The organism is Williamsia sp. SKLECPSW1 (genome assembly GCF_054332755.1).
Map to the genome: position 1 here is coordinate 1 of NZ_JBTGLI010000003.1, position 21,753 is coordinate 21,753.

Sequence of the window (21,753 nt, forward strand, 5' to 3'; positions counted from 1 at the left end):
CTGAGCCAGGATCAAACTCTCCATGAAAAAACACTGAAACCACCAGGAAAACCCGGCATCTCAACACAATCAGGAAAGCAAAACCTGACCAAACAATCCAAAAAAACCCACAGCCTCCACTGACGAAAAACTGCAGGCAAACAAAAACTCACCAACAATTGTCAACACACTATCGAGTTCTCAAAGAACACACACCCACACGATCCGCCCTGGTCGGGTTTCCCATGTGAGCTGCCAGATGAGCGCACTGTTTCCAGCGGTTTCGATCTGGGGTTCTGCACCTCGCGCTAGCGGTTCCGGCGGGCTCTGAGGCCCGGCGGTGTTTTCCCTCGCTGCGGTGCATGGAAGAAGTTACACAGACGAGAACACAGCGTCAAATTGCCTGGTCAGAGCGTTGCGTTCCGTCACGCGCCCGACACGAGCTGCACACCCGCGACGGTTCGCTTGCCTCGTCGCACGACCAGCCACCCGCCGGGTAGCCGGTCGCCGGCACCCGGCTCCCATGCGGCGTCCTCGATCTTCACGTTGTTCACGTAGGCGCCGCCCTCGGAGATCACGCGACGAGCCGCCTTGTTCCCGTCGCACAGTCCGGATGCCACCAGGAGGTCGACGATGGTCCGCGGCGCATCGGGTGTCAGCTCCACCGCACCCACCTCGCGCAGTGCACCGGCGACGGTCCCCTCGTCGAGACCGTCGAGGTCACCCCGTCCGAACAGCGCCTTGCTCGCCGCTTTTACGGCCTCGGTCTGCTCGGCGCCGTGGACGAGCGTCGTCATCTCGGCAGCCAGACGTCTCTGCGCCGACCGCAGGTGAGGTGTCTCCGCGGTGGCCTTCTCCAACTCGTCGATCTCGTCGCGGTCGAGGAACGTGAACCACCGCAGGTAGCGGACGACGTCGGCGTCGGCGGTGTTCACGAAGTACTGGTACCAGGCGTACGGGCTGGTCATCGTCGGGTCGAGCCACAGGCTCCCGCCCCCGGTCGACTTGCCGAACTTGGTGCCGTCGGAGGCGGTCACCAGCGGGACCGTCAACGCATGCAGTGCGGCCCCGTCGGTGCGACGCGCGAGATCCACCCCGGCCACGATGTTCCCCCACTGGTCGGAGCCGCCGATCTGCAGTTCGCACCCGTGCGCACGGTGCAACTGAACGAAGTCGTTGGCCTGCAGCAGCATGTAGCTGAACTCGGTGTAGCTGATCCCGTCGCCGGCGAGGCGCCGCTTGATGGTGTCGCGCGCGAGCATGACGTTGACGGAGAAGTGCTTGCCGACGTCACGGAGGAAGTCGACCACCGACAGGTCGCCGGTCCAGTCGAGGTTGTTGACGACGACCGCCCCCGTCGGGGAGTCGTCGAGGGTGACGAACCGCTGTAGCTGCGCGTCGATACGACTCGCCCAGTCGCGGACGACGTCGGCGGTGTGCATCGTCCGCTCCCCCACGTCCCGCGGATCGCCGATCATCCCGGTCGCCCCGCCGGCCAGCACCACGGGGCGGTGGCCCGCGAGTTGGAACCGCCGCAACGTGAGCAGCGGGACGAGGTGACCGGCGTGCAGGCTCGGACCGGTGGGGTCGAACCCGGCGTAGAGCGAGAGCGTGCCCGCCGCCAACCGCGCCCGGAGGTCGTCGATGTCGGTCGACTGCGCGATCAGACCACGCCACTGCAGGTCGTCGATGATGTCGGTGCTCACCAGTCCGATCTTTCCGCATCCCCCGTCGATCCCGAGCGGCGGGCGCGGGCGGCGGCGGCGGCCGGACGGTAGGACGACACCGCGGGGTCCCCGTCGATCCAGAACCGCCACGGTCGCCCGGTGGCGACGCTGAGTCCGACGCGCGGACCGCTGCGCACGACGTCGTCGGCGACCGGGTCGCCGCTGAGCAGCCGCAGGTCGGACCGTCTGTCGAGGACGTCACGTCCGGAGTCCTCGAGGCGTACGGCGAGCGCCGCGCCGAGGTTGCCGGGTCCCATCGCCCACCGATGTCGGGGCGGGAGCACCCCGCGATCCGAGCGCCGACGGTCCTCGACGATGCCGTCACCGGTCGACACCGACGCTGCCCGCAGGAGCACCGCGCCCGCCTCGCCGTCGTCCTCGCAGGTGATGTTGACGCAGAGATGGATTCCGTAGGACCGGTAGACGTAGGCGTGTCCCGCGGGACCGAACATCACCGCGCTGCGCGGGGTGGGTCCGCGGTACGAGTGGGCGCCCGGGTCGGGATGTCTACCGCCGTCGGGTCCGCCGTAGGCCTCGGTCTCGACGATCCGCAGCGCGACGGGCCCGTGGACCACGACACATCCGAGCAGGGTGCGCGCGGCGGTCACCGGGTCGACCGCCAATCGGGGGCGATCGACGACGTCGGCGGTCACGTCAGTGCGTGGACCTGGACATCAGGGCATCGTGCTCGGTGTCGTCGACCGGGCGTGCCTCCGGGATCAGCAACACCGGGATGCCGTCCTCGACGCGGTAGACCACCCGCAGGCGCGGGTTGTAGAGCACCTCGTCGGGACCGCTGTCGGTGTCCAGGTGGAGCAACGGGCCGTGGTCCTGAGGACAGACCAGGCGTTCGGTGAGGTAGCTGTCGAGCGGCATGGTGTCAGTCTCCCGTCGGGCGTGCACGTCGTCGGACGCGGGGGCGCGGATCGGTCAGGAGGACTTCTTGGCCGTGATGGCGGTGCCCTGCGTCGACCAGCCCTTCTCGTCGGCGATCGTCCGTGTCAGTCGGCGGTAGCGGCCGTTGTCGTCGCGGTACCAGACCCGTGCGCTCGGGCGGGGCAGTCCCTCGGCCCGGAAGCAGTTCGCCATCGGCCGGAACGAGTGGCTCACCGGGATCTCGTCGACGGCCCACACGATGTGCGGGCGCTGAGCGGCCGGGAGGCCGGCGAGGGCGACACGCAGCGACGACACGGTCAGGTTGGCGGTGCGACGCCGCGGGGAGACGACCGCCACCGCGAGCTCCGTGCCGTGGACGCGGGTCCCGTACACCGCGACCTGGTCGACGTCGGGGTGCCGGGACAGCGCACTCACGATCGGGTTCGGGTACACCGGCCCGTCGTCGCTCTTGATCACGCCGTGGACGCTGCCCATCAGCCAGTGGTCGCCGTCGACGTCTCGGCGGACCAGCTGACCCGAGGTCTCCCAGCGGTCGTGCGGACCGAACACGTCGCGCAGCACCGTGGCGCCGGACTCGTCACGTTGACGCGTGTGGGCGAGCAGGACACCCACCTCGTCGACGTGGGCCTCGCGGACGTACCCCCGCTGGTCGAGGTGGAACCGCTCCTCGACGACGTCCCACGCCGCCACCCGGACACGATTGGTCTCCGGCAGCGGGCGGCCGATCGACCCGACCTTGGCCGCGGACACGTCACCGAGGATCGCCGCCCCGTCGGCGGTCGCGAAGAACTCCATGACCCCGGCCTTCGGGAAGCGCTCGATCACCTCGTCCCACAGTCCCGCGGGCATGCCCGACCCGATGAACAGGCGGATCGGGTTGTGTTCGGTGATCGCGAGGTCGGGGTCGCGGACGATCGGGTTGAGCATGGTCCACGTGTAGGAGACGACGGTGATGCCGTAGCGGTACACCTCGCGGGCGAAGCTCTCCGGCCCGATCCCCGACGACAGGGCGATGCGTGCGCCACCGACGACGGTCGCGCCGAGCGTGGTGAGCAGGCCCGACGCGTGATGCAGCGGGGTCAGGCAGTAGACGGTGTCGTTGCCCCCGATCGATGCCGCGGAGGCCGCCCCGAAGGCCGACTGCGCCCACCGGTGGTTGCTGACCGGCCACCGCTGCAGGGTCCCGCCGGAGTTCGTGAACAGGATGAACGCGAGATCGCCCGCGAGTCCCGGGTCGGGTCGGAACCACGATGGCAGTGTCACCTCGTCGGGGTCGATCTGCTCCATGTCGACGACAGCGTCGCCGTCGGCGGCGGGGATGGCACGGGAGTCGCCGCCGCCGAGCACCAGGATCCGGTCGGCGTGACCGATGACGTGCTCGAGGCTGTCGGGGTCGGCGACGACGACGCCGACGTCGCCGAGCGTGAGCATCGGGTCGACCGCGGCGTCGGGTGGGAGGGGGACCACGACGGCACCGAGCCGCGACAGGGCCGCGATCGCGACCAGAGCGCTGGGGCGCGTCTCCATCATCACGCCGACGTGCTCGCCGGGACGGACACCGCAGGCGATGAAGCCGCGCACGACGTTGTCGACGCGGCGGTTGACCTCGACGTGGCTGAGGACACGGTCCTCGAACAGGAACAGTTCCCGCTGTCCGAACCGCTCGGCGTTCTCCGTCATCAGCTTGCCGAGCGAGATCCGGGTGCCCGGTTGGATCTGGCCGAGGCGGACCAGACGCGGCAGGGTCCGCACCGACTCCCGGAGCACCGCGTGCGAGGTGCGTCGGAACGAGTCCGCGGCGTTGGCCAACTCACGGCTCACGCCGGCGCTCGCGTCGGCGACGGCGCCGATGCCGTGGCTCAGTCGGGACGCGAGACTGACGCCGGAGCCGGTCGAGTCCTGCGGCGTCTCGCTCATCGGGGCGATGTCGGCGGGGATGTCGTCCACGCCCTCCCGCCACCGGATCCACTGCGCGGTGGTCGGCCAGCTCTGCGCACCCGCGACCGATCCGACGACGAGACCGAAATGACCGACCGGCAACACCGACTCGTAGACGTCGGCACGGGGCGCCGCGCGCTTGATGCCCCGCACCGCCAACGGCTGACCGATGTCGTCGGCGCTGCCGATGAACGCGAGCACCGGACAGGTGACCTCGGCGAGGGTGACGAGCCGGTCGCGGATGACGAAGCCGCCGGACACCATCCGGTTGTGGACCACGAACTGCCGCAACAGTTCCGCGATGGCCGGACCGGACCATGCGACCCACCCGTCGACCTCGAGGAACCGTCGCTGGTCCTCGCGTGGGAGCAGAGCGTTGCGGTCGTGGAGTTGCCGCAGGAAGTCGATGCGGCTGCGGGCGGCCTTGACCGGGTCGAGCATCTGGAAGCCCGTCCGGGCCAGCCAGCCCGGGATCGCGATGCGGTTGAAGACGTTGTCGGCGAAGACCTCGGCGAGCGGCGCCATGATGTTCGCGGGCAGCCCCAGCGGGAGGGCGGCGAGCACGTCGACCGGGCTGCCGAAGGTGGTGAGACTGGCGATGTCGCGGGACCGTCGGTACGCGGCGGTCTGATAGGCGAACATGCCGCCCTGCGAGTAGCCGACGAGGTGGACCGGCCGGCCGGTCTCCTCGTGGATGAGGTCCACGATCTCGTCGAGCGCGACGATGTGGTCGGCGAGGGTGCGTTCCATGCCGCCGGCCACCTGATCCGGCGACCCGAAGTCGACGACCCAGGAATCGATGCCCGCGCCGTGCAGGATGGACACGGCCCCGTTGTGCCGCGTGACGTCGTAGATGTTGGCCGACACCATCATCGGGTGGATCAGCAGGACGGCGGGGCCGTCGGGGACGTCGTCGGGGAAGTAGCGCCGGAGGCGGTACATGGGCGAGGTCTCCTCGACCCGGAAGGGCGCCGGCGTGGTGCCGGTGTCGAGTCCTCCCATACGGATGACCTCGAGGCCGTTCTGGGCGGTGGCGACCACACGGTCGAGAGCTCGACCGAGGTTCGGGATGCCCACCACGGCGACAACACCTCCTGCGACAGACGGCTGCACGCTCAGCGACACCGACGGCGCCGCGACGACCTCACTCTACTGGTGTGTCCCGGCAGCCCGTACCCGTTCTCGCAGGGTCTGCACGCGCTCCTCCAGACCCGCCCTCTGCTCGACGACCCGCACCCCGGCGGTACCGCCGCGGGCGTCGCGCGAGGCGATCGACCCGTCGACGGACAGCACCGACCGGACGTCGGACGTCAGGTGCGGCGAGATGGCGGTGAACTCGTCGTCGGTGAGGTCCGCGAGCCCGACCCCCCGGGCCTCGGCGGTGCGCACGCAGGCGCCGGCGACCTCGTGCGCGATCCGGAACGGCACCCCCTGACGCACCAGCCACTCGGCGACGTCGGTGGCGAGCGTGAAGCCGGCCGGGGCGAGATCGGCCATGCGATCGGGGTGGAAGGTCAGCGTGCCGACCATCCCCGCCACGGCGGGCAGCAGCAGACGCAGTTGGGCGACCGAGTCGAAGACCGGCTCCTTGTCCTCCTGCAGATCACGGTTGTAGGCCAGCGGCTGCGCCTTGAGCGTGGCGAGCAGCCCGGCCAGGTTCCCGATGAGGCGGCCGCTCTTGCCGCGGGCCAGCTCGGCCACGTCGGGGTTCTTCTTCTGCGGCATGATCGAGCTGCCCGTCGACCACTCGTCGGCCAGGGTCGCGTAGCCGAACTCCGATGTCGTCCAGAGGATCACGTCCTCCGAGAGCCGTGACAGGTCGACGGCGACCATCGCGAACACGAACGCGGCCTCGGCGGCGAAGTCGCGGGAACTGGTCGCGTCGATGGAGTTCTCGGCGGCCGCGTCGAATCCGAGATCGGCCGCGATCCCGTCCGGGTCGAGACCCAGCGACGACCCGGCCAGCGCTCCGGATCCGTACGGCGACACCGCGGTCCGTCGGTCGAGGTCGAGCAGTCGGTCGACGTCGCGCGTCAGCGGGTGCGCGTGCGCGAGCAGGTGGTGGGCCAGCAGGACCGGCTGTGCAGCCTGCAGATGCGTCTTGCCCGGCATCACGGCGTCGGAGTAGGCGGCGGCCCGGTCGATCAGGGCCGCGCAGACGTCGAGGACGCTCTCCGCGACGACGACGAGGGCGTCGCGCAGCCACATCCGGAACAGGGTCGCGACCTGGTCGTTCCGGGACCGACCCGCCCGCAGTCGGCCACCGACCTCGGGACCCACCCGTTCGATGAGTCCGCGTTCGAGCGCACCGTGGACGTCCTCGTCGTCCTCGGCCGCGACGAACGCACCCGACGCGACGTCGGCGGCAAGCGCCTCGAGGCCGGCCGTCATCGTGGCGAGATCGTCGTCGGACAACAGTCCCGCACGGTGGAGCACCCGTGCGTGGGCCTGCGACGCGCGTACGTCGTACGGCGCGAGCGCCCAGTCGAAGTGGGTCGACTTGCTCAGCGCCGCCATCGCGTCGGCGGGGCCGCCGGCGAAACGACCGCCCCACAACGCCCCGGTGTTGGTGCCGTGCGGGGCATCGCTCATGCGCCGGACCTCGGGGTCGTCGACTCGACGTCGGAGAGCGCCTGCGGCGCGACGGCGCCGCGGTCACGGCGCGCGGCGATCTTCGACGACAGGCCGTGCAACTGCACGAAACCCTTGGCCGCGGACTGGTCGAAGGCGTCGCCCTCGTCGTAGGTGGCCAGGGTGAAGTCGTAGAGCGACTCACCGCTGCGCCGGCCGTTGACGTCGATCACGCCCGCGTGCAGCGACAGCCGGATGTCACCGGTCACGTGCTCCTGGGTGTGCGCGACGAAGCTCTCCAGCGCGCTCTTCAACGGTGAGAACCACAGACCGTCGTACACCTGCTCGGCCCAGTCCTGATCGACATGGCGCTTGTAGCGGCCGATCTCGCGTTCGAGGGTGACGTGCTCGAGCTCCTCGTGTGCGCGGATCAGGACCATCGCACCGGGGGCCTCGTACACCTCGCGGCTCTTGATGCCCACCAACCGGTCCTCGACGACGTCGAGGCGTCCGACACCGTGCCGACCCGCCCGCCCGTTGAGTTCCTGGATGGCCTGCAGGACCGAGACCGGGCGACCGTCGATCGCGATCGGACGGCCCTTGTCGAAAGAGATGACGACCTCGTCGGGTGCGGTGAAGTTCGCGGCCGGGTCCTCGGTGTAGTCGTAGACGTCCTTCGTCGGCGCGTTCCACAGATCCTCGAGGAACCCGGTCTCCACGGCGCGGCCCCACACGTTCTGGTCGATGGAGAACGGCGACTTCTTGGTGACGTTGATCGGGATCGCGTTCTCCTCCGCGAAGGCGATCGCCTTCTCCCGGGTCCACGCGTAGTCCCGGACCGGGGCCAGCACGTCGAGTTCGGGTGCGAGCGTGTTGAAGCCGACCTCGAAGCGGACCTGATCGTTGCCCTTGCCGGTACAGCCGTGCGCGACGACGGTGCCGCCGTGGGCGCGGGCGGCGTCCACGAGGTGTTTGACGATGAGCGGCCGACTGATCGCCGATACCAGCGGATACCGGTTCATGTACAGGGCGTTGGCCTGGATCGTGGGCAGGCAGTACTCGTCGGCGAACTCGTCGCGGGCGTCGACGACGACCGCCTCGACGGCACCGCAGTCGATGGCGCGCTGCCGGACGATCTCCATGTCCTCGCCGCCCTGACCGAGGTCGATCGCGACGGCGACGACCTCCTTGCCGGTCTCGCGGCCGATCCAGCTGATGGCCACGGAGGTGTCGAGGCCTCCCGAGTAGGCGAGGATGACGCGTTCAGCCATGGTTGTCTGCAGCTCCTGGGTCGTGATGGGTGGACGTGCGGTCGGTGGTGCTTGTGGTGGGTCGGCGGTGAGCGGTTCCACTCACCCCGACACCTCGAGGGCTCACGCCAACCCCTCGAGGAGGTGGGCGATCTCCTCGCCGGTCACGGGGTCGCGGGCGACCACGAAGATGGTGTCATCCCCGGCGACGGTGCCCACCACCTGAGGCAGGCTCGCGCGGTCGATGGCGCTCGCCAGGTAGTGCGCGGCACCCGGCGGGGTCCGCAACACGGCCATGCCCCGGCTGTGGTCGGTGGAGACGAGCAGGTCCGCGAGCAGCCGGGACAGCCGGTCGGTGCCGCCGGACACGCCGCGCACGGGCGACCCGTCCTCGGGGACGACGTACACGCCTGCTCCGCCGTCGGCGGCCCGGAGTTTCACGGCGCCGAGCTCGTCGAGGTCGCGCGAGATCGTGGCCTGCGTGGCCTCGATCCCCGTCCGCAGCAGCAGCGCCTGGAGTTCGGCCTGGCTGTGCACGTGGTGTTCGGCCAGGATCGCGCCGATCGCCGCGTGCCGGCCGGCGCGTGTGTGCGACAGACGTCCCGCCGGGACCGACGACGGCCCGGTCGGCTCGGGTGCAGGGTGGTCGAGCGCGCTCATCGGGATCGCTCCAGCAGCCACACCAGCAGCGCCTTCTGCGCGTGCAGGCGGTTCTCCGCCTCGTCGAACACCACACTGCGCGGGCCGTCGAGGACGTCGGAGGTGATCTCGTCGCCGCGATGCGCGGGCAGGCAGTGCAGGACGATGGCGTCCTCGGCTGCCTCGGCCAGCAACGCGTCGTTGATCTGGTACGGCCGGAACGGGCCCACACGGTCGAGACCGTCGCCCTCGTCGCCCATCGACGTCCACGTGTCGGTGACGACCACGTCGGCACCCTCGACAGCTGCACGTGGATCGGTGAGAACGCGTGCGGTGGCACCGGTCTCGGCTGCGCGCGCCCGGACCGCCTCGACGACGAACGGGGCCGGGACGAAACCCTCGGGCGCGGCCACGGTGACGTCCATCCCTGCTGTCACACCGCCGAGCAGCAGGGAGTGCGCCATGTTGTTGGCGCCGTCACCGAGATAGGTCATCGACAGTCCCGCCGTGCGGCCCTTGTGTTCGGCGATCGTCTGCAGGTCGGCGAGGACCTGACAGGGGTGGAACTCCGTCGACAACGCGTTGACGACGGGGACCGTTGCCGCGACGGCCATCTCGTCGAGCCGTTCCTGGCCGAAGGTGCGCCACACGATCGCGTCGACGAACCGGGACAGGACGCGTCCGGTGTCACCGAGCGTCTCGTCGCGGCCCATCTGGGTGCTCTTGCCGTCGACGATGACCGCGTGGCCGCCGAGCTGGGCGATCCCGACCTCGAACGAGAACCGCGTGCGGGTCGAGTTCTTGTCGAAGATGACCGCGACACCCTTCGGCCCGTCGAGCGGACGTCGGGAGAAGGGGTCGGCCTTCAGGGTCGCGGCGAGTGCGAGGACCTCGGCCTGCTCGTCCGGCGTGAGGTTGTCGTCGCGGAGGAAGTGTCGGATCGTCATGCGTCGGCCTCCCAGACCTGATCGAGGATCGCCGGCAACGCAGCGACGAAGCCGCGCGCCTGATCGTCGGAGACGACGAGCGGCGGCGCGAGCCTGATCACGTCGGCCGCGGGTGCATTGACGAGGAATCCCGCTGTGCGCGCTGCGGACTCGACAGCCTTGGCGCGCTCGGCGGTGAGGACGACCCCGAGCAGGAGCCCGGCACCGCGGACATGGGACACCAGCGGGTGTCCGAGGTCCTCGATCCCCGTCGCGATGGTCTTGCCGACGGCGGCGGCGTGGTCACCCAGACGCTCCGAGTCGACGGTCGCGAGCACGGCCAGCGCGGCCGCGGCGCAGACGGGGTTGCCGCCGAACGTCGTTCCGTGCTGCCCGGGGGTGAGGAGGTCGGCCGCCGCCCCGGTGGCGAGGACGGCCCCGATGGGCAGTCCCCCGCCGAGTCCCTTCGCCATCGTGACGACGTCGGGCACGATGCCCGCCGACTGGTGGGCGAGGAACGGTCCGGTCCGGGCCACACCTGTCTGCACCTCGTCGATGACGAGGAGTGCGCCGTGCTCGCTGGTGACGGCGCGAGCGGCGGCCAGATAGTCGGCGGGTGGGACGACCACACCCCCCTCCCCCTGGATGGGTTCGAGGACCACGGCCGCGGTGTCCCCGTCGACGGCCGCGGTCAGCGCCGCGACGTCGCCGTACGGCACGAAGGTCACGCCCGCGGGCATCGGCTCGAACGGGGCGCGTTTCGCCGGCTGCCCGGTGAGCGCGAGCGCTCCCATGGTCCGTCCGTGGAACCCGTTCTCCGCTGCGATGATCCGTGACCGCCCGGTGCGCCGGGCGATCTTGAAGGCAGCCTCGTTGGCCTCGGCACCGGAGTTGCAGAAGAACGCCCGCCCCGGTACGCCCCACCGGTCGAGCAGCGACTCGGCCAGGGCGACGACGGGCTCGGACACATACAGGTTCGACACGTGCCCGAGCGTCTGCAGTTGCCGGGTGACGGCCTCGACGACAGCCGGGTGTCCGTGACCGAGGGAGTTGACGGCGATCCCACCGAGGAGGTCGAGGTATTCGCGGCCGTCCGCGTCGACGACGACGGCGCCCGATCCGTGGGTGAGCGCCAGCCCGGGCGTGCCGTAGTTGTCCATCAGCGCCGACGACCACCGCTCCCGCAGCGTGTCGGTCCCGACGGTCCCGTGTGGGGTCGAGGTCATGACGCGTCTCCTGTCGGCTCGGGCAGGCGGGCGGGTTCGGGGAGGATCATCGTCCCGATCCCCTCCTCGGTGAACAGCTCCAGCAGCATCGAGTGCGCGACGCGCCCGTCGATGACGTGTGCCCGCGGCACGCCGCCGCGCACCGCGCGCAGGCATGCCTCCATCTTGGGCACCATCCCCGAATCCAGGTGCGGGAGTATCGCGTCGAGGTCGTCGGCGGTGATCTGCGAGGTGAGCGAGCCACGGTCGGGCCAGTCCGTGTACAGGCCCTCGACGTCGGTGAGGACGACGAGCTTCTCGGCCCCGAGCGCCTCGGCGAGCGCGGCCGCGGCGGTGTCGGCGTTGATGTTGTGCACCACGCCGTCGGCGTCGGGCGCGATGGACGACACCACCGGGATGCGCCCGGCGGCGATGAGATCGGTGACCGCGCCCGGGTTGACGGTGGTGACGTCGCCGACGAGACCGATGTCGGTGGCCACCCCGTCGACCGCGACGGTGCGCCGCGTGGCGGTGAACAGATGCGCGTCCTCCCCGGAGATCCCGACGGCGTGCGGACCGTGAGCGTTGATCAGCCCGACGAGCTCCCGTCCGACCTGACCGAAGAGGACCATCCGCACGACGTCCATCACCTCGGGTGTGGTGACCCGGTAGCCGCCCCGGAACTCCCCGGTCAGTCCGAGCCGACCCAGCATGGCCGAGATCTGCGGTCCACCGCCGTGCACGACGACGGGGTGGATCCCGCAGGTACGCAGGAACACCATGTCCTGGGCGAACGCCGCCTTGAGCGTGTCGTCGACCATGGCGTTGCCGCCGTACTTCACGACGATGACCTTGCCGGCGAAGCGCTGCAGCCAGGGCAGCGCCTCGGTGAGGACGTGCGTCTTCGCCTGTGGGCTGAGGCCGGCGATCTCGTCCTGGTGTGCGGCGTTCATGACGAGTACGCCGAGTTCTCTTCGACGTAGCCGTGTGACAGGTCGGTGGTGCGGATGGTCGCCACGGCGTCGCCGACACCGAGGTCGATGGTGAGTTCGACGTCGGCACCCGACAGGTCGACGTCGCGGGCGCCGGGCAGTCCGGTGGTCTGTCGGTAGACCTCGACACCGTTGAACGCGACGGTGAGCCGGTCGACGTCGAGGTCCACCGGGGCCATGCCCGTGGCGGCGACGACGCGACCCCAGTTGGGATCGGAACCGAACAGCGCAGTCTTGACGAGGCTGTCGCGGGCGACGGTCCGGGCGGCGGCGACAGCCGACTCCTCGTCGGCGGCACCGGACACGGTGACCCGGATCCGTTTGGTGACACCCTCGGCGTCGGCCATGAGCTGCTCGGCGAGGTCGTCGCAGGCGGCGAGGACGGCGGCGGCGAACGCGTCGGCGTCCGGGACGATCTCGCTCGCACCGGAGGCGAGCAGCAGGACGGTGTCGTTCGTCGAGCACGACCCGTCGACGTCGAGGCGGTCGAACGTGCGGGCCGTCGCCGACCGCAGGGCCGCGTCGAGAGCCGCCGCGTCGACGGCCGCGTCGGTGGTGAGGACGACGAGCATCGTCGCCAGCGACGGGGCGAGCATGCCCGCACCCTTCGCCATACCGCCGACGTTCCAGCCGTCCGGGTGGTGCACCGCGACCTGTTTCGGCACGGTGTCGGTGGTCATGATCGCGTGGGCGGCGTCGGTGCCGCCGGACAGGCCGCCGGCCATGTCCTTCACGATCGCGTCCACACCCGGCAGCAGGCGATCCATCGGCAGCCGGTCGCCGATGAGTCCGGTGGAACACACGGCCACCTCGCCCGCGCCGGTCTCGGTCCCCCAGTTGCTCAACGACGCCGCGACGGCCTCGGCGGTGGCGTGGGTGTCGCCGAACCCGCCGGGCCCGGTGCAGGCGTTGGCGCCACCGGAGTTGAGGACGACCGCGCGCAACCGCCCGGCCGTGAGCACCTGCTGTGACCACAGCACGGGCGCGGCCTTGATCTTGTTGCGGGTGAAGACACCGGCAGCGGCGTGCTCGGGCCCCTCGTTGACGACCAGCGCGAGGTCCGGGCGACCGGAGGCCTTGATCCCGGCGGCGATCCCTGCCGCCCGGAAACCCAGGGGCGCGGTGACACCCTGCGCGCGCAGCAGCGTTTGGGCGGTCACGGCGCGACCCCGACGGTCGTGAGCCCCTCGGTCTCGTCGAAACCGAGGGCGATGTTCATGGACTGCACCGCCGCGCCTCCTGTGCCCTTCGTGAGGTTGTCGATCGCCCCGACGACCACCAGCGTCTGCGCCCGTTCGTCGACCGACACCGAGAGGGCGACGGAGTTCGAGCCGATCACCGACCCCGTCGCCGGCAGGGCGCCCTCCGGGAGGAGATGGACGAACGGTTCGTCCGCGTAGGCCTTCTCGTACACGGCGCGGACCTCGTCGGCGCCCGCCGTGGTGCGGGCGGTGCAGGTGGCGAGGATGCCCCGCGCCATCGGCGCGAGCACCGGGGTGAAGGACACCGACACCGGCTCGCCCGCCGCGGCCGACAGCGCCTGGGCGATCTCCGGGTTGTGCCGGTGCGCGCCGGCGACACCGTAGGCCCGGGCCGAACCGATGACCTCCGACGCCAGCAGGTCGACGCGCGCCGCACGTCCGGCACCGGAGGTCCCGCTGACCGCGACGACCGTGACCGCGGACTCGACGAGGTGCGCGGCGATCGCCGGGAGCAGCGCGAGGACCGACACCGTCGGATAGCAGCCGGGGACGGCCACGCGGGTCGTCCCGGACAACACCTCCCGGGCGCCGGGGATCTCGGGGAGTCCGTACGGCCACGTCCCGGCGTGCGGGGTGCCGTAGAAGCGGGTCCACTCCTGCGCGTCGGAGAGCCGGTGGTCGGCACCGCAGTCGACGACCAGGGTCGCCGGGGGCAGTTGATCGGCCAGGGGTCCCGACGTCGCGTGCGGCAGCGCCATGAACACGACGTCGTGTCCGGCGAGCACCTCGGGCGTGGTGTTGGCGAGGACACGATCGGCCAGCGGGAACAGATGCGGCTGGTGTTCGCCGAGCCGGGTCCCGGCGTTGCCACCCGCGGTGAGGGCTCCGATGGTCGCCTCTCCGGACATGACGCGAGGGTGCCCGAGGAGCAGTCGCAGGATCTCCCCTCCCGCGTATCCGCTGGCGCCGGCCACGGCGATCGAAGTCATGTGGTCATTATGCAGACCGATGCAAAACAATTCATGGCCACCCCATGGTTGACCTGGCCCGGACGGCCGCGCTTCAATTCATCAGACGATGAATTCATCGTCTGATGAAATCTTCCCGGGAGGGTCACGATGACCGACACGGTCGTGGACATCTCATCTCTGACCGTCGTGCGCGGCCGCGTCCGTGCGGTCGACGACGTCGACGTCCGTGTGACGAAGGGGTCGATCACCGGGCTGCTGGGGCCGTCGGGGTGCGGCAAGACCACGCTGCTGCGCAGCGTCGTCGGAACCCAGGCGATCACCCGCGGATCGGTGACCGTCTTCGGCCTGCCCGCCGGGGACGCGGGCCTCCGGCGCCGCGTGGGTTACGTGACGCAGTCACCCTCGGTCTATCCGGAGCTCAGCGTCGAGGAGAACGTCCGCTACTTCGCCTCCCTGTACGGCACGCGAGACGCGGTCGACGACGCACTCTCGACTCTCGACCTCGCGGAGGTGCGGCACCGACGCACCTCGGACCTCTCCGGTGGGCAACGCAGCCGGGTGTCGATCGCCTGTTCCCTCGTGGGGAACCCGGAACTGATGGTGCTCGACGAGCCCACCGTCGGACTCGACCCCATCCTGCGGGTCGAACTGTGGCGACGGTTCCGCGCGCTCGCCGACACCGGGACCACGCTGCTGGTCTCCAGTCACGTGATGGACGAGGCGGACCACTGCGACGCGCTCGTCCTGATGCGCGCCGGCCGGGTGGTGGCGCAGTCGACCCCGGCCGGCCTACGGGCCGACACCGGCCAGGACGACCTCGAGTCGGCGTTCATCGCGGTGATCGAGAAGGCGGAGGCGGCGGCATGACCGCCGCGGCCTACCGCTCGACCTCCGTGCGGGTGCTGCGTCAGCTCCGGGCCGACCCACGGACCGTCGCCATGATCCTCGTGGTCCCACTGGTGCTGCTCGCGCTGCTCTACTTCCTGTTCCGGGATCAGCCGACCCTCCCCGGCGGCGCCACTCGCTTCGACCGCATCGGCGTCATCATGCTCGGCGTCCTCCCGTTCGCACTGATGTTCCTCATCACCTCCGTCGCCATGCTGCGTGAGCGGACGTCGGGGACGCTCGAACGGCTTCTCACCACGCCGATCCGCAAGATCGACCTGCTCGCCGGCTACGGGACCGCCTTCACCGTCGCCGCCGCCGCACAGGCGGTCGCGGCGTCGGCCGTCTGTTACGTGTTCCTCGGCCTCGACACCGCGGGCAACCCGGGGTGGGTGCTGCTCATCGCCCTCGCCGACGCCACCCTCGGTGTGGCGCTCGGCCTGCTGTGCAGCGCTTTCGCCCGGACCGAGTTCCAGGCGGTGCAGTTCCTCCCGATCGTCGTCATCCCCCAGCTCTTCGTCTGCGGACTGTTCGTCTCGCGCTCGGAGATGCCTGGCTGGCTGCAGGGCTTCAGCAGCGCGATGCCGCTGACCTACGCGGTCGACGCACTCACCGAGGTCGCCAGGCGCACGTCGCCGACGACGGTGATGTGGCGGGATCTGGGGGTCGTGGTGGCATGCACGCTGGTGGCCGTGGTCCTCGCGGCGGCGACCCTGCGACGCCGGTCGCGATGACCGACGGTGGTCGCCGTCCGGGTCGGCGACGCGGCGCGAGTTCCGCACGTGAGGACATCCTCGCCGCCGCACGGACCCTGTTCGCGCGCAGCGGGATCGACGGGACGCCGGTGCGCGCGATCGCAGCCGAGGCCGGCGTCGACAGTGCCCTGGTCCACCACTACTTCGGCACCAAGCGCGACCTGTTCCTCGCGGCCGTCGCGATCCCGGTCGACCCGTCGATCGTCACCGATCGGATCGCCGCGACTCCCGACGACGAACTCGGGCACACGATCGTCGACACCGTCCTGCACGTCTGGGACGGCGACTTCCAGGAGGCGGGGGTCGCACTCGTGCGGTCCGTCGTCGCCGGTCCCGACCCCGGTCTGATGAGGACGTTCGTCACCGACGTCGTGATGCGCGACGTGGCCGAACGGGTCGACGAACCCCCGGGCAGCGCGCCGATCCGCATCGCGCTCGCCGCGTCGCAGATCGCCGGACTGGTGCTCACCCGCTACGTCGTCGGGTTCGACGCGGTGCGCGCGATCCCGCGCGAGGACCTCGTCAGGCTGGTCGGACCCACGGTGCAGCGCTACCTCACGGAGCCGCTCTGAGTCCGCTCACCGCAGGTGCGCGCCGACCGCCTTCTCTGCGTTCGCCACGGCCGCCAGGCGCGCCTCACTGGCCTCGTCCTCGGTGAGGGTCCGGTCCGGGGCCCGGAACCGCAGGGCGAAGGCCAGGGACTTCCGTCCCTCCCCCAGACGCTCGCCGGTGAAGACGTCGAACAGGCGGATCTCCTCGAGCAACGGACCGGCCCCCGTGGCCAGCGCGTCCAGGACGTCGGCGGCGGGAACGGTGTCGTCCACGACGACCGCGACGTCCTGCAGGACGGCCGGGAACGCCGAGAGCTCCGGCGCGGGAAGCGTCGATCCGATCGGCAGCGCGTCGAGATCGATCTCGACCGCACACGACCGCGGCGGGAGCCCGGACCGTTCGGTGACCCGGGGATGCAACTCCCCGGCCCAGCCGACGTCGATCGGCCCGCCGGGGTCGTCCACGACGATCCGGGCGCAGCGCCCGGGATGCCAGGGCAGGTGGCCGTCGGCGACCATCCGCACCTGCACGCCCGACGCACGGGCGATGATGCGTGCCGCCTCGAAGGCGTCCGACGGATCGACCGGACGTGCGGGCCCCCACGGTCCGGCCGGCTCGCGGTTGCCCGCGAGCACCACGGCGACCGACAGCGGCTGACGCGGCAACGACCCGTAGAGGTCGGCGAGTTGCTCGTCGGTCGGACGCCCGGAGACGTCGACCGGACCCACCGGATGGGCGTCCCCGCCACCGAGCACCACCTGACCGATCGCGTACAGCGCGACGTCGCGCTGACCGCGGGTGATGTTGCGGACGGCCATCTCGACGAGGTTCGGCAGCAGGGTCGTCGCCAGTTCGGCCCGGTCGGACTCGAGCGGGTTGAGCACCCGCACCGTGCTCCGCCGCGGGTCGTCGTCGGCCAGACCCCAGCTGTCGAACACCGCGGGCGGCAGGAACGGGAACGGGAGCACCTCGACGTGGCCCGCGACCGCGAGCGCACGCCCGATGGCGCGACGGCGGCGCTGCGAGGCGGTGAGACCGGTCCCGGGCGGGGCCGTCGGCGGGACGGCGGGGATGTTCTCCAGCCCTTCGAGCCGGAGCACCTCTTCGACGAGATCGGCCGGACCCCGCAGGTCCGGACGCCACGACGGCGGGACGACACTGATCGGGCCGGGGCCGGTGACCGCGCAGCCGACCTGTTCGAGGCGTCGCACGGTGGTGCCGGCCGGATAGGACACGCCCGCGACACGATCGGGCAGGTCGGCGTCGATCACCACGACGACACCGGCCCCGTCGACGCGGACATCGGTGTAGGTCGGATCCGCCTGTCCCCCGGCGAGTTCCACCAGCAACTCGGCCGCACGCGCGAGCGCGACCGGGGCCAGTTGCGGGTCCACGCCGCGTTCGAAGCGCTTGCCCGCCTCGCTGGAGAGCCGGTGTCTGCGGCCGGTCCGGAACACCGCGACCGGGTCGAAACGGGCCGACTCGAGGATGACGTCGGTCGTGTCGTCCGACACCTCGCTGTGCGCACCGCCCATCACGCCCGCGAGCGCGATCGGGCCGGACTCGTCGGCGATGACGACGTCGTCGGGGTCGAGGGTGCGATCGCTTCCGTCCAGCGTGGTGAGGGCCTCCCCCGGGTCCGCCCGTCGCACGACGATGCCGCCGCTGACGTGGGCGGCGTCGAACGCATGCAGGGGCTGGCCCAGTTCGAGCATGACGTAGTTGGTCACGTCGACCACGGCCGAGATCGGCCGGACACCGGCCACGAGCAGTCGCTTGCGGATCCACCACGGCGACTGCGCCGACGGGTCGATCCCCCGGACGACCTGCGCGCAATAGCGGGTGGCCGCCGACCCGGCGTCGATGTGGACCGCCGGGGACGAGGCACCGCCGTCGGACGCCGCGGCGGTGACCGGGCGGTCGGCGGGGTCGGCGAAAGGCAGGTCGAAACTCGCCGCCAGCTCACGGCCCAGGCCACGGGCACTGAACGCATAGCCGCGGTCGGGGGTGACGTTGACGTCGATCGCGGTGTCGGCCAGACCGAGCACCTCGCGCGCGTCGGCACCGGGGGTCGCCGCCTCCGAGGGCAGCACGAGGATGCCCGAATGGTCGTCGCCGACGCCGAGTTCGGTGACCGAGCAGATCATCCCGTCGGACGTCTTCCCGTAGGTCTCACGCGCCGCGATCGCGAAGTCACCCGGCAGCACCGCACCGGGCAACGCCGCCACGACGAGGTCACCGACGGTGAAATTACGCGCGCCGCAGACGATCCCACGTGGTTCGCTCTCACCGACCTCGACACGGCAGAAACGGATCGGCTTCTTGAAGCCCTCCAGCTCCTCGATCTCGGCGACCCGTCCGACGACGAGCGGCCCGGTGATCTCGGGGAACGGGTCGACGGACTCGATCTCGAACCCGACGCGTACGAACGCGGCGTCGAGCTCGGCGGGTGTCGCGGTGAACTCGGGCGCGCCTCCACGCACCACGTCGACCATCCAGGACTGGGTCACACGCACTTGGGATCGACCTCTCTCAGAAGTTCTGCAGGCGCTCGGGGGATGTCCGGCGGGACCGGCTCGGCCGACGGGGCCGGACCGGACGGGGCCGGATCAGACGGCGGGGCCGAACGGCATGGTGAACCGGACGTCGCCCTCCACCATGTCGCGCATGTCGGGCAGGTCGTTGCGGAACTGCAGTGTGCGCTCGAGACCCATCCCGAACGCGAACCCGGAGTACACGTCGGGGTCGATGCCGCTGGCGCGCAACACCGCCGGGTTGACCATGCCGCAGCCGCCCCACTCCACCCACCCGGGACCGCCCTTCTTCGCCGGGAACCAGACGTCGACCTCGGCCGACGGCTCGGTGAACGGGAAGTAGTTCGGACGCATCCGCGTCGTGGTGTCCGGACCGAAGATCGCCTTGGCGAGGATCTCCAACGTGCCACGCAGGTTGGCCATGGTCAGACCCTTGTCGACGGCGAGTCCCTCGACCTGGTGGAAGACGGGTGTGTGCGTCGCGTCGAGCTCGTCGGTGCGGAACGTCCGCCCCGGGCACGCGACGTAGATCGGCAGGTCGCGGTCGAGCATCGTCCGCACCTGCACCGGCGAGGTGTGGGTGCGCAACACCTGGCGCGAGCCCTCCGGTGCGATGTAGAAGGTGTCCTGCATCGACCGCGCCGGGTGGTCCGGCAGGAAGTTCAGGGCGTCGAAGTTGAAGTGTTCGGTCTCCACCTCGGGCCCCTCGGCGATCTCCCACCCCATCCCGACGAACACGTCGGCCACCTCCTCGGCGATGACGGTGACGGGATGACGGGCCCCCAGCGGACGACGCCCCGTGGGGAGCGTGACGTCGATGGACTCGGCGACGAGCACGGCTGCGTCGCGTTCGGCGACGAGGACGTCGTGGCGGGCGTCGTGCGCGGCCTGGGCACGACCGCGGGCCTCGTTCACCACCTTGCCCGCCGCCGACCGCTCCTGTTTGGGGAGGTCGGCGAGGCCGCGGCGGGCCAGCGCGATCGGCGACCGATCACCGAGGTGCCGGGTCTTGGCCTCGGCCAGCTCGGTGAGGTCACGCGCGGCGTCGAACGCAGCGATCGCCGCCTCGGTGGCCGGGGCCAGGTCGAGGTCGTCGGTGCTGGTGTGCTCGGTCGTCACGAGAGGGGAGATCCTTCGGCTGGTCGGTGATCAGGTCGGTCGTCGGGACGAGCGTATCGGATGCAGGGAAACCGTTTTCCGGTCACTTCCCAGGTCAGACGTGGCGCGTCGCAGCCGCGACCCGCGATCCGACGTAGAGACACATCGCCGCGGCTGCCGCGATGTTCAGGCTCTCGGCGCGTCCCCGGATGGGGATGGCGACGCGGTGGTCGGCAGCGGCCAGCAGGTCGTCGGGCAGGCCGTGGGCCTCGTTGCCGAACAGCCACGCGACCGCACCGCCGAGGGTCCCGGTGACCCCGTCGCGGTCGAGGTCGTCGAGGGAGACCTCGCCGTCGGCGGCGGTGGCGAGGACGACGTACCCGCGGTCGCGCAGGCGGTGCACGACCGACGCCGTGTCACGGTCGCGGGCGACCGGCAGGTGGAAGACCGAACCGGCGCTGGCCCGGACGCATTTGCCGTTGTGGACGTCGACGGTCTCGCCCGCGAGGACGAGACCGGCGCACCCCGTCGCGTCGGCGGTGCGGATGAGCGTCCCGGCGTTGCCGGGTTCGGAGAGGTCGGCCGCGACGACGACCATGCCGGCCCCGGCGGCGGCGAGCAGGTCGTCGGTGTCGACCTCGACGGAGGCGCAGACGGCGAACAGGCCGGGCGTGGTGGTGGTCTCGGCGAGCTTCTGCGCTGCCCGCTCGGTGATCAGCAGCACCTCGACGGCCGCGGCACGGGCGGACTCGAGGACAGGACCGAAGGTCGATTCCTCGCCCTGACGGACCAGCACGGTGCGGGCCGCGCCGGCGGCGAGTGCGGCGGAGACCGCATTGCTGCCCTCGGCGAGGAACTCGCGACGCTCACGGCGGTGCGCGGCGCGGTGCAGCTTCGACAACGAGACGACCCGTGTGGAGCGCTCGGTGAGCGCGTCCATCACGGGTCGTCCGGTCGCGGTGTGCGGGGTCGGCGTCAGGCCGCGGGGGCGTTGACGTCGTCCGGGAGCGCCTTGCGGGCGATGTCCACGAGGCCGGTGAAGGCCTCGGGGTCGCTGACGGCGATCTCGGCGAGGATCTTGCGGTCCACCTCGAGGCCGGCGATCTTCAGGCCCTGGATGAAACGGTTGTAGGTGATGTCGTTGGCGCGGGCCGCCGCGTTGATGCGGGCGATCCACAGCTTGCGGAACTCACCCTTGCGGGCGCGACGATCGCGGTAGGCGTAGGTCAGCGAGTGGAGCTGCTGCTCCTTCGCCTTGCGGTACAGGCGCGACCGCTGCCCGCGGTAGCCCTTGGATGCCTCCAGCGTCGACCGACGCTTCTTCTGGGCGTTGACCGCCCTCTTCACGCGTGCCACGTGCGTACCTCGTTACTTCTCGGGCGACCGCGCGCAGCGGTCGGCAGGGATGGTGAGCGCGGGGCTCAGATGTTCAGCAGGCGCTTGATGCGGGGGGCATCGACGTCGGCGACGACGGTGGTGCCGTCGAGCCGGCGGGTGCGCTTGGTCGGCTTGTGCTCCAGCAGGTGGCGACGGTTCGCCTTCTGACGCTGGATCTTGCCGGTGCCCGAGACCTTGAAACGCTTCGCGGTCCCCTTGTGGGTCTTCGCCTTAGGCATGGCTGCTCCTCGAGTC

General features: G+C 70.8%; 20 protein-coding genes. 3 read left to right on the top strand and 17 right to left on the bottom strand.

The window, feature by feature from the left end; translation table 11 throughout:
• Nucleotides 1–404 precede the first annotated feature (404 nt).
• From tyrS to argC, 12 genes are all read right to left on the bottom strand, one after another.
• Nucleotides 405–1,685, bottom strand: coding sequence for a tyrosine--tRNA ligase (gene tyrS / locus ACXVUM_RS19395; RefSeq protein ID WP_458523576.1), 1,281 nt, complete (start codon nucleotides 1,683–1,685; stop codon nucleotides 405–407).
• A complete protein-coding gene (locus ACXVUM_RS19400; protein ID WP_458523577.1) occupies nucleotides 1,682–2,359 on the bottom strand; it encodes a DNA-3-methyladenine glycosylase in 678 nt (225 codons plus the stop codon). Before ACXVUM_RS19400 ends, tyrS begins: the two co-directional genes overlap by 4 nt.
• A gap of 1 nt (nucleotide 2,360) precedes the next feature.
• The gene (locus tag ACXVUM_RS19405; protein ID WP_458523578.1) at nucleotides 2,361–2,582 is read right to left on the bottom strand and encodes a Trm112 family protein; all 222 of its coding nucleotides are present in this window, start codon (nucleotides 2,580–2,582) and stop codon (nucleotides 2,361–2,363) included.
• 54 nt (nucleotides 2,583–2,636) lie between these two features.
• Nucleotides 2,637–5,621, bottom strand: coding sequence for an AMP-binding protein (locus ACXVUM_RS19410; protein ID WP_458523579.1), 2,985 nt, complete (start codon nucleotides 5,619–5,621; stop codon nucleotides 2,637–2,639).
• 69 nt (nucleotides 5,622–5,690) lie between these two features.
• Nucleotides 5,691–7,133: an argininosuccinate lyase gene (argH, locus tag ACXVUM_RS19415; protein ID WP_458523580.1), complete on the bottom strand. Its 1,443-nt coding sequence runs from the start codon at nucleotides 7,131–7,133 to the stop codon at nucleotides 5,691–5,693.
• Complete coding sequence (locus ACXVUM_RS19420; protein WP_458523581.1) at nucleotides 7,130–8,383, bottom strand: argininosuccinate synthase; 1,254 nt, start codon at nucleotides 8,381–8,383, stop codon at nucleotides 7,130–7,132. Before ACXVUM_RS19420 ends, argH begins: the two co-directional genes overlap by 4 nt.
• 102 nt (nucleotides 8,384–8,485) lie before the next feature.
• Nucleotides 8,486–9,022 carry an arginine repressor gene (locus ACXVUM_RS19425; protein WP_458523582.1) on the bottom strand — a complete coding sequence of 179 codons (537 nt, stop codon included), beginning with the start codon at nucleotides 9,020–9,022 and terminating at the stop codon, nucleotides 8,486–8,488.
• The gene (argF, locus tag ACXVUM_RS19430) at nucleotides 9,019–9,948 is read right to left on the bottom strand and encodes an ornithine carbamoyltransferase (RefSeq protein WP_458523583.1); all 930 of its coding nucleotides are present in this window, start codon (nucleotides 9,946–9,948) and stop codon (nucleotides 9,019–9,021) included. The genes ACXVUM_RS19425 and argF overlap by 4 nt, the downstream gene beginning before the upstream one ends.
• Complete coding sequence (locus tag ACXVUM_RS19435) at nucleotides 9,945–11,153, bottom strand: acetylornithine transaminase (RefSeq protein WP_458523584.1); 1,209 nt, start codon at nucleotides 11,151–11,153, stop codon at nucleotides 9,945–9,947. The genes argF and ACXVUM_RS19435 overlap by 4 nt, the downstream gene beginning before the upstream one ends.
• A complete protein-coding gene (gene argB / locus ACXVUM_RS19440; protein ID WP_458523585.1) occupies nucleotides 11,150–12,085 on the bottom strand; it encodes an acetylglutamate kinase in 936 nt (311 codons plus the stop codon). Before argB ends, ACXVUM_RS19435 begins: the two co-directional genes overlap by 4 nt.
• Entirely contained in the window at nucleotides 12,082–13,284 is a 1,203-nt protein-coding gene (argJ, locus tag ACXVUM_RS19445; RefSeq protein WP_458523586.1) for a bifunctional glutamate N-acetyltransferase/amino-acid acetyltransferase ArgJ, read from the bottom strand. Before argJ ends, argB begins: the two co-directional genes overlap by 4 nt.
• A complete protein-coding gene (argC, locus tag ACXVUM_RS19450; protein ID WP_458523587.1) occupies nucleotides 13,281–14,315 on the bottom strand; it encodes an N-acetyl-gamma-glutamyl-phosphate reductase in 1,035 nt (344 codons plus the stop codon). The genes argJ and argC overlap by 4 nt, the downstream gene beginning before the upstream one ends.
• Nucleotides 14,316–14,444: 129 nt before the next feature.
• Here argC and ACXVUM_RS19455 point away from each other — a divergent pair, with 129 nt between their 5' ends.
• Genes ACXVUM_RS19455 through ACXVUM_RS19465 form a run of 3 tightly spaced genes read left to right on the top strand, consistent with a single transcriptional unit; the run spans nucleotide 14,445 to nucleotide 16,509 of the window.
• Nucleotides 14,445–15,164: an ABC transporter ATP-binding protein gene (locus ACXVUM_RS19455; protein WP_458523588.1), complete on the top strand. Its 720-nt coding sequence runs from the start codon at nucleotides 14,445–14,447 to the stop codon at nucleotides 15,162–15,164.
• A complete protein-coding gene (locus tag ACXVUM_RS19460; RefSeq protein ID WP_458523589.1) occupies nucleotides 15,161–15,916 on the top strand; it encodes an ABC transporter permease in 756 nt (251 codons plus the stop codon). The genes ACXVUM_RS19455 and ACXVUM_RS19460 overlap by 4 nt, the downstream gene beginning before the upstream one ends.
• Nucleotides 15,913–16,509: a TetR/AcrR family transcriptional regulator gene (locus ACXVUM_RS19465; protein WP_458523590.1), complete on the top strand. Its 597-nt coding sequence runs from the start codon at nucleotides 15,913–15,915 to the stop codon at nucleotides 16,507–16,509. The genes ACXVUM_RS19460 and ACXVUM_RS19465 overlap by 4 nt, the downstream gene beginning before the upstream one ends.
• Before the next feature lie 6 nt (nucleotides 16,510–16,515).
• Here the strand turns inward: ACXVUM_RS19465 and pheT are convergent, their stop codons facing one another.
• The 5 genes from pheT to rpmI form a co-directional block, all read right to left on the bottom strand.
• Nucleotides 16,516–19,005, bottom strand: a complete 2,490-nt coding sequence (pheT, locus tag ACXVUM_RS19470; protein ID WP_458523591.1) for a phenylalanine--tRNA ligase subunit beta — start codon at nucleotides 19,003–19,005, stop codon at nucleotides 16,516–16,518.
• 93 nt (nucleotides 19,006–19,098) lie between these two features.
• Nucleotides 19,099–20,142 carry a phenylalanine--tRNA ligase subunit alpha gene (pheS, locus tag ACXVUM_RS19475; RefSeq protein ID WP_458523592.1) on the bottom strand — a complete coding sequence of 348 codons (1,044 nt, stop codon included), beginning with the start codon at nucleotides 20,140–20,142 and terminating at the stop codon, nucleotides 19,099–19,101.
• A 94-nt stretch (nucleotides 20,143–20,236) separates the two neighbouring features.
• On the bottom strand, nucleotides 20,237–21,061 hold the full coding sequence (locus ACXVUM_RS19480) for a TrmH family RNA methyltransferase (protein WP_458523593.1): 825 nt from the start codon (nucleotides 21,059–21,061) through the stop codon (nucleotides 20,237–20,239).
• A 35-nt stretch (nucleotides 21,062–21,096) separates the two neighbouring features.
• Entirely contained in the window at nucleotides 21,097–21,477 is a 381-nt protein-coding gene (gene rplT / locus ACXVUM_RS19485) for a 50S ribosomal protein L20 (protein WP_458523594.1), read from the bottom strand.
• A gap of 65 nt (nucleotides 21,478–21,542) precedes the next feature.
• Nucleotides 21,543–21,737: a 50S ribosomal protein L35 gene (rpmI, locus tag ACXVUM_RS19490; protein ID WP_458523595.1), complete on the bottom strand. Its 195-nt coding sequence runs from the start codon at nucleotides 21,735–21,737 to the stop codon at nucleotides 21,543–21,545.
• Nucleotides 21,738–21,753 lie beyond the last annotated feature (16 nt).

Coding starts and splice junctions, on each gene's coding strand:
- ACXVUM_RS19455 (WP_458523588.1), top strand. CDS start 14,445: ATGACCGACACGGTCGTGGACATCTCATCTCTGACCGTCGTGCGCGGC.
- argC (WP_458523587.1), bottom strand. CDS start 14,315: ATGACTTCGATCGCCGTGGCCGGCGCCAGCGGATACGCGGGAGGGGAG.
- ACXVUM_RS19420 (WP_458523581.1), bottom strand. CDS start 8,383: ATGGCTGAACGCGTCATCCTCGCCTACTCGGGAGGCCTCGACACCTCC.
- argH (WP_458523580.1), bottom strand. CDS start 7,133: ATGAGCGATGCCCCGCACGGCACCAACACCGGGGCGTTGTGGGGCGGT.
- ACXVUM_RS19405 (WP_458523578.1), bottom strand. CDS start 2,582: ATGCCGCTCGACAGCTACCTCACCGAACGCCTGGTCTGTCCTCAGGAC.
- ACXVUM_RS19480 (WP_458523593.1), bottom strand. CDS start 21,061: ATGGACGCGCTCACCGAGCGCTCCACACGGGTCGTCTCGTTGTCGAAG.
- ACXVUM_RS19460 (WP_458523589.1), top strand. CDS start 15,161: ATGACCGCCGCGGCCTACCGCTCGACCTCCGTGCGGGTGCTGCGTCAG.
- ACXVUM_RS19435 (WP_458523584.1), bottom strand. CDS start 11,153: ATGACCTCGACCCCACACGGGACCGTCGGGACCGACACGCTGCGGGAG.
- ACXVUM_RS19465 (WP_458523590.1), top strand. CDS start 15,913: ATGACCGACGGTGGTCGCCGTCCGGGTCGGCGACGCGGCGCGAGTTCC.
- argB (WP_458523585.1), bottom strand. CDS start 12,085: ATGAACGCCGCACACCAGGACGAGATCGCCGGCCTCAGCCCACAGGCG.
- ACXVUM_RS19425 (WP_458523582.1), bottom strand. CDS start 9,022: ATGAGCGCGCTCGACCACCCTGCACCCGAGCCGACCGGGCCGTCGTCG.
- argF (WP_458523583.1), bottom strand. CDS start 9,948: ATGACGATCCGACACTTCCTCCGCGACGACAACCTCACGCCGGACGAG.
- rpmI (WP_458523595.1), bottom strand. CDS start 21,737: ATGCCTAAGGCGAAGACCCACAAGGGGACCGCGAAGCGTTTCAAGGTC.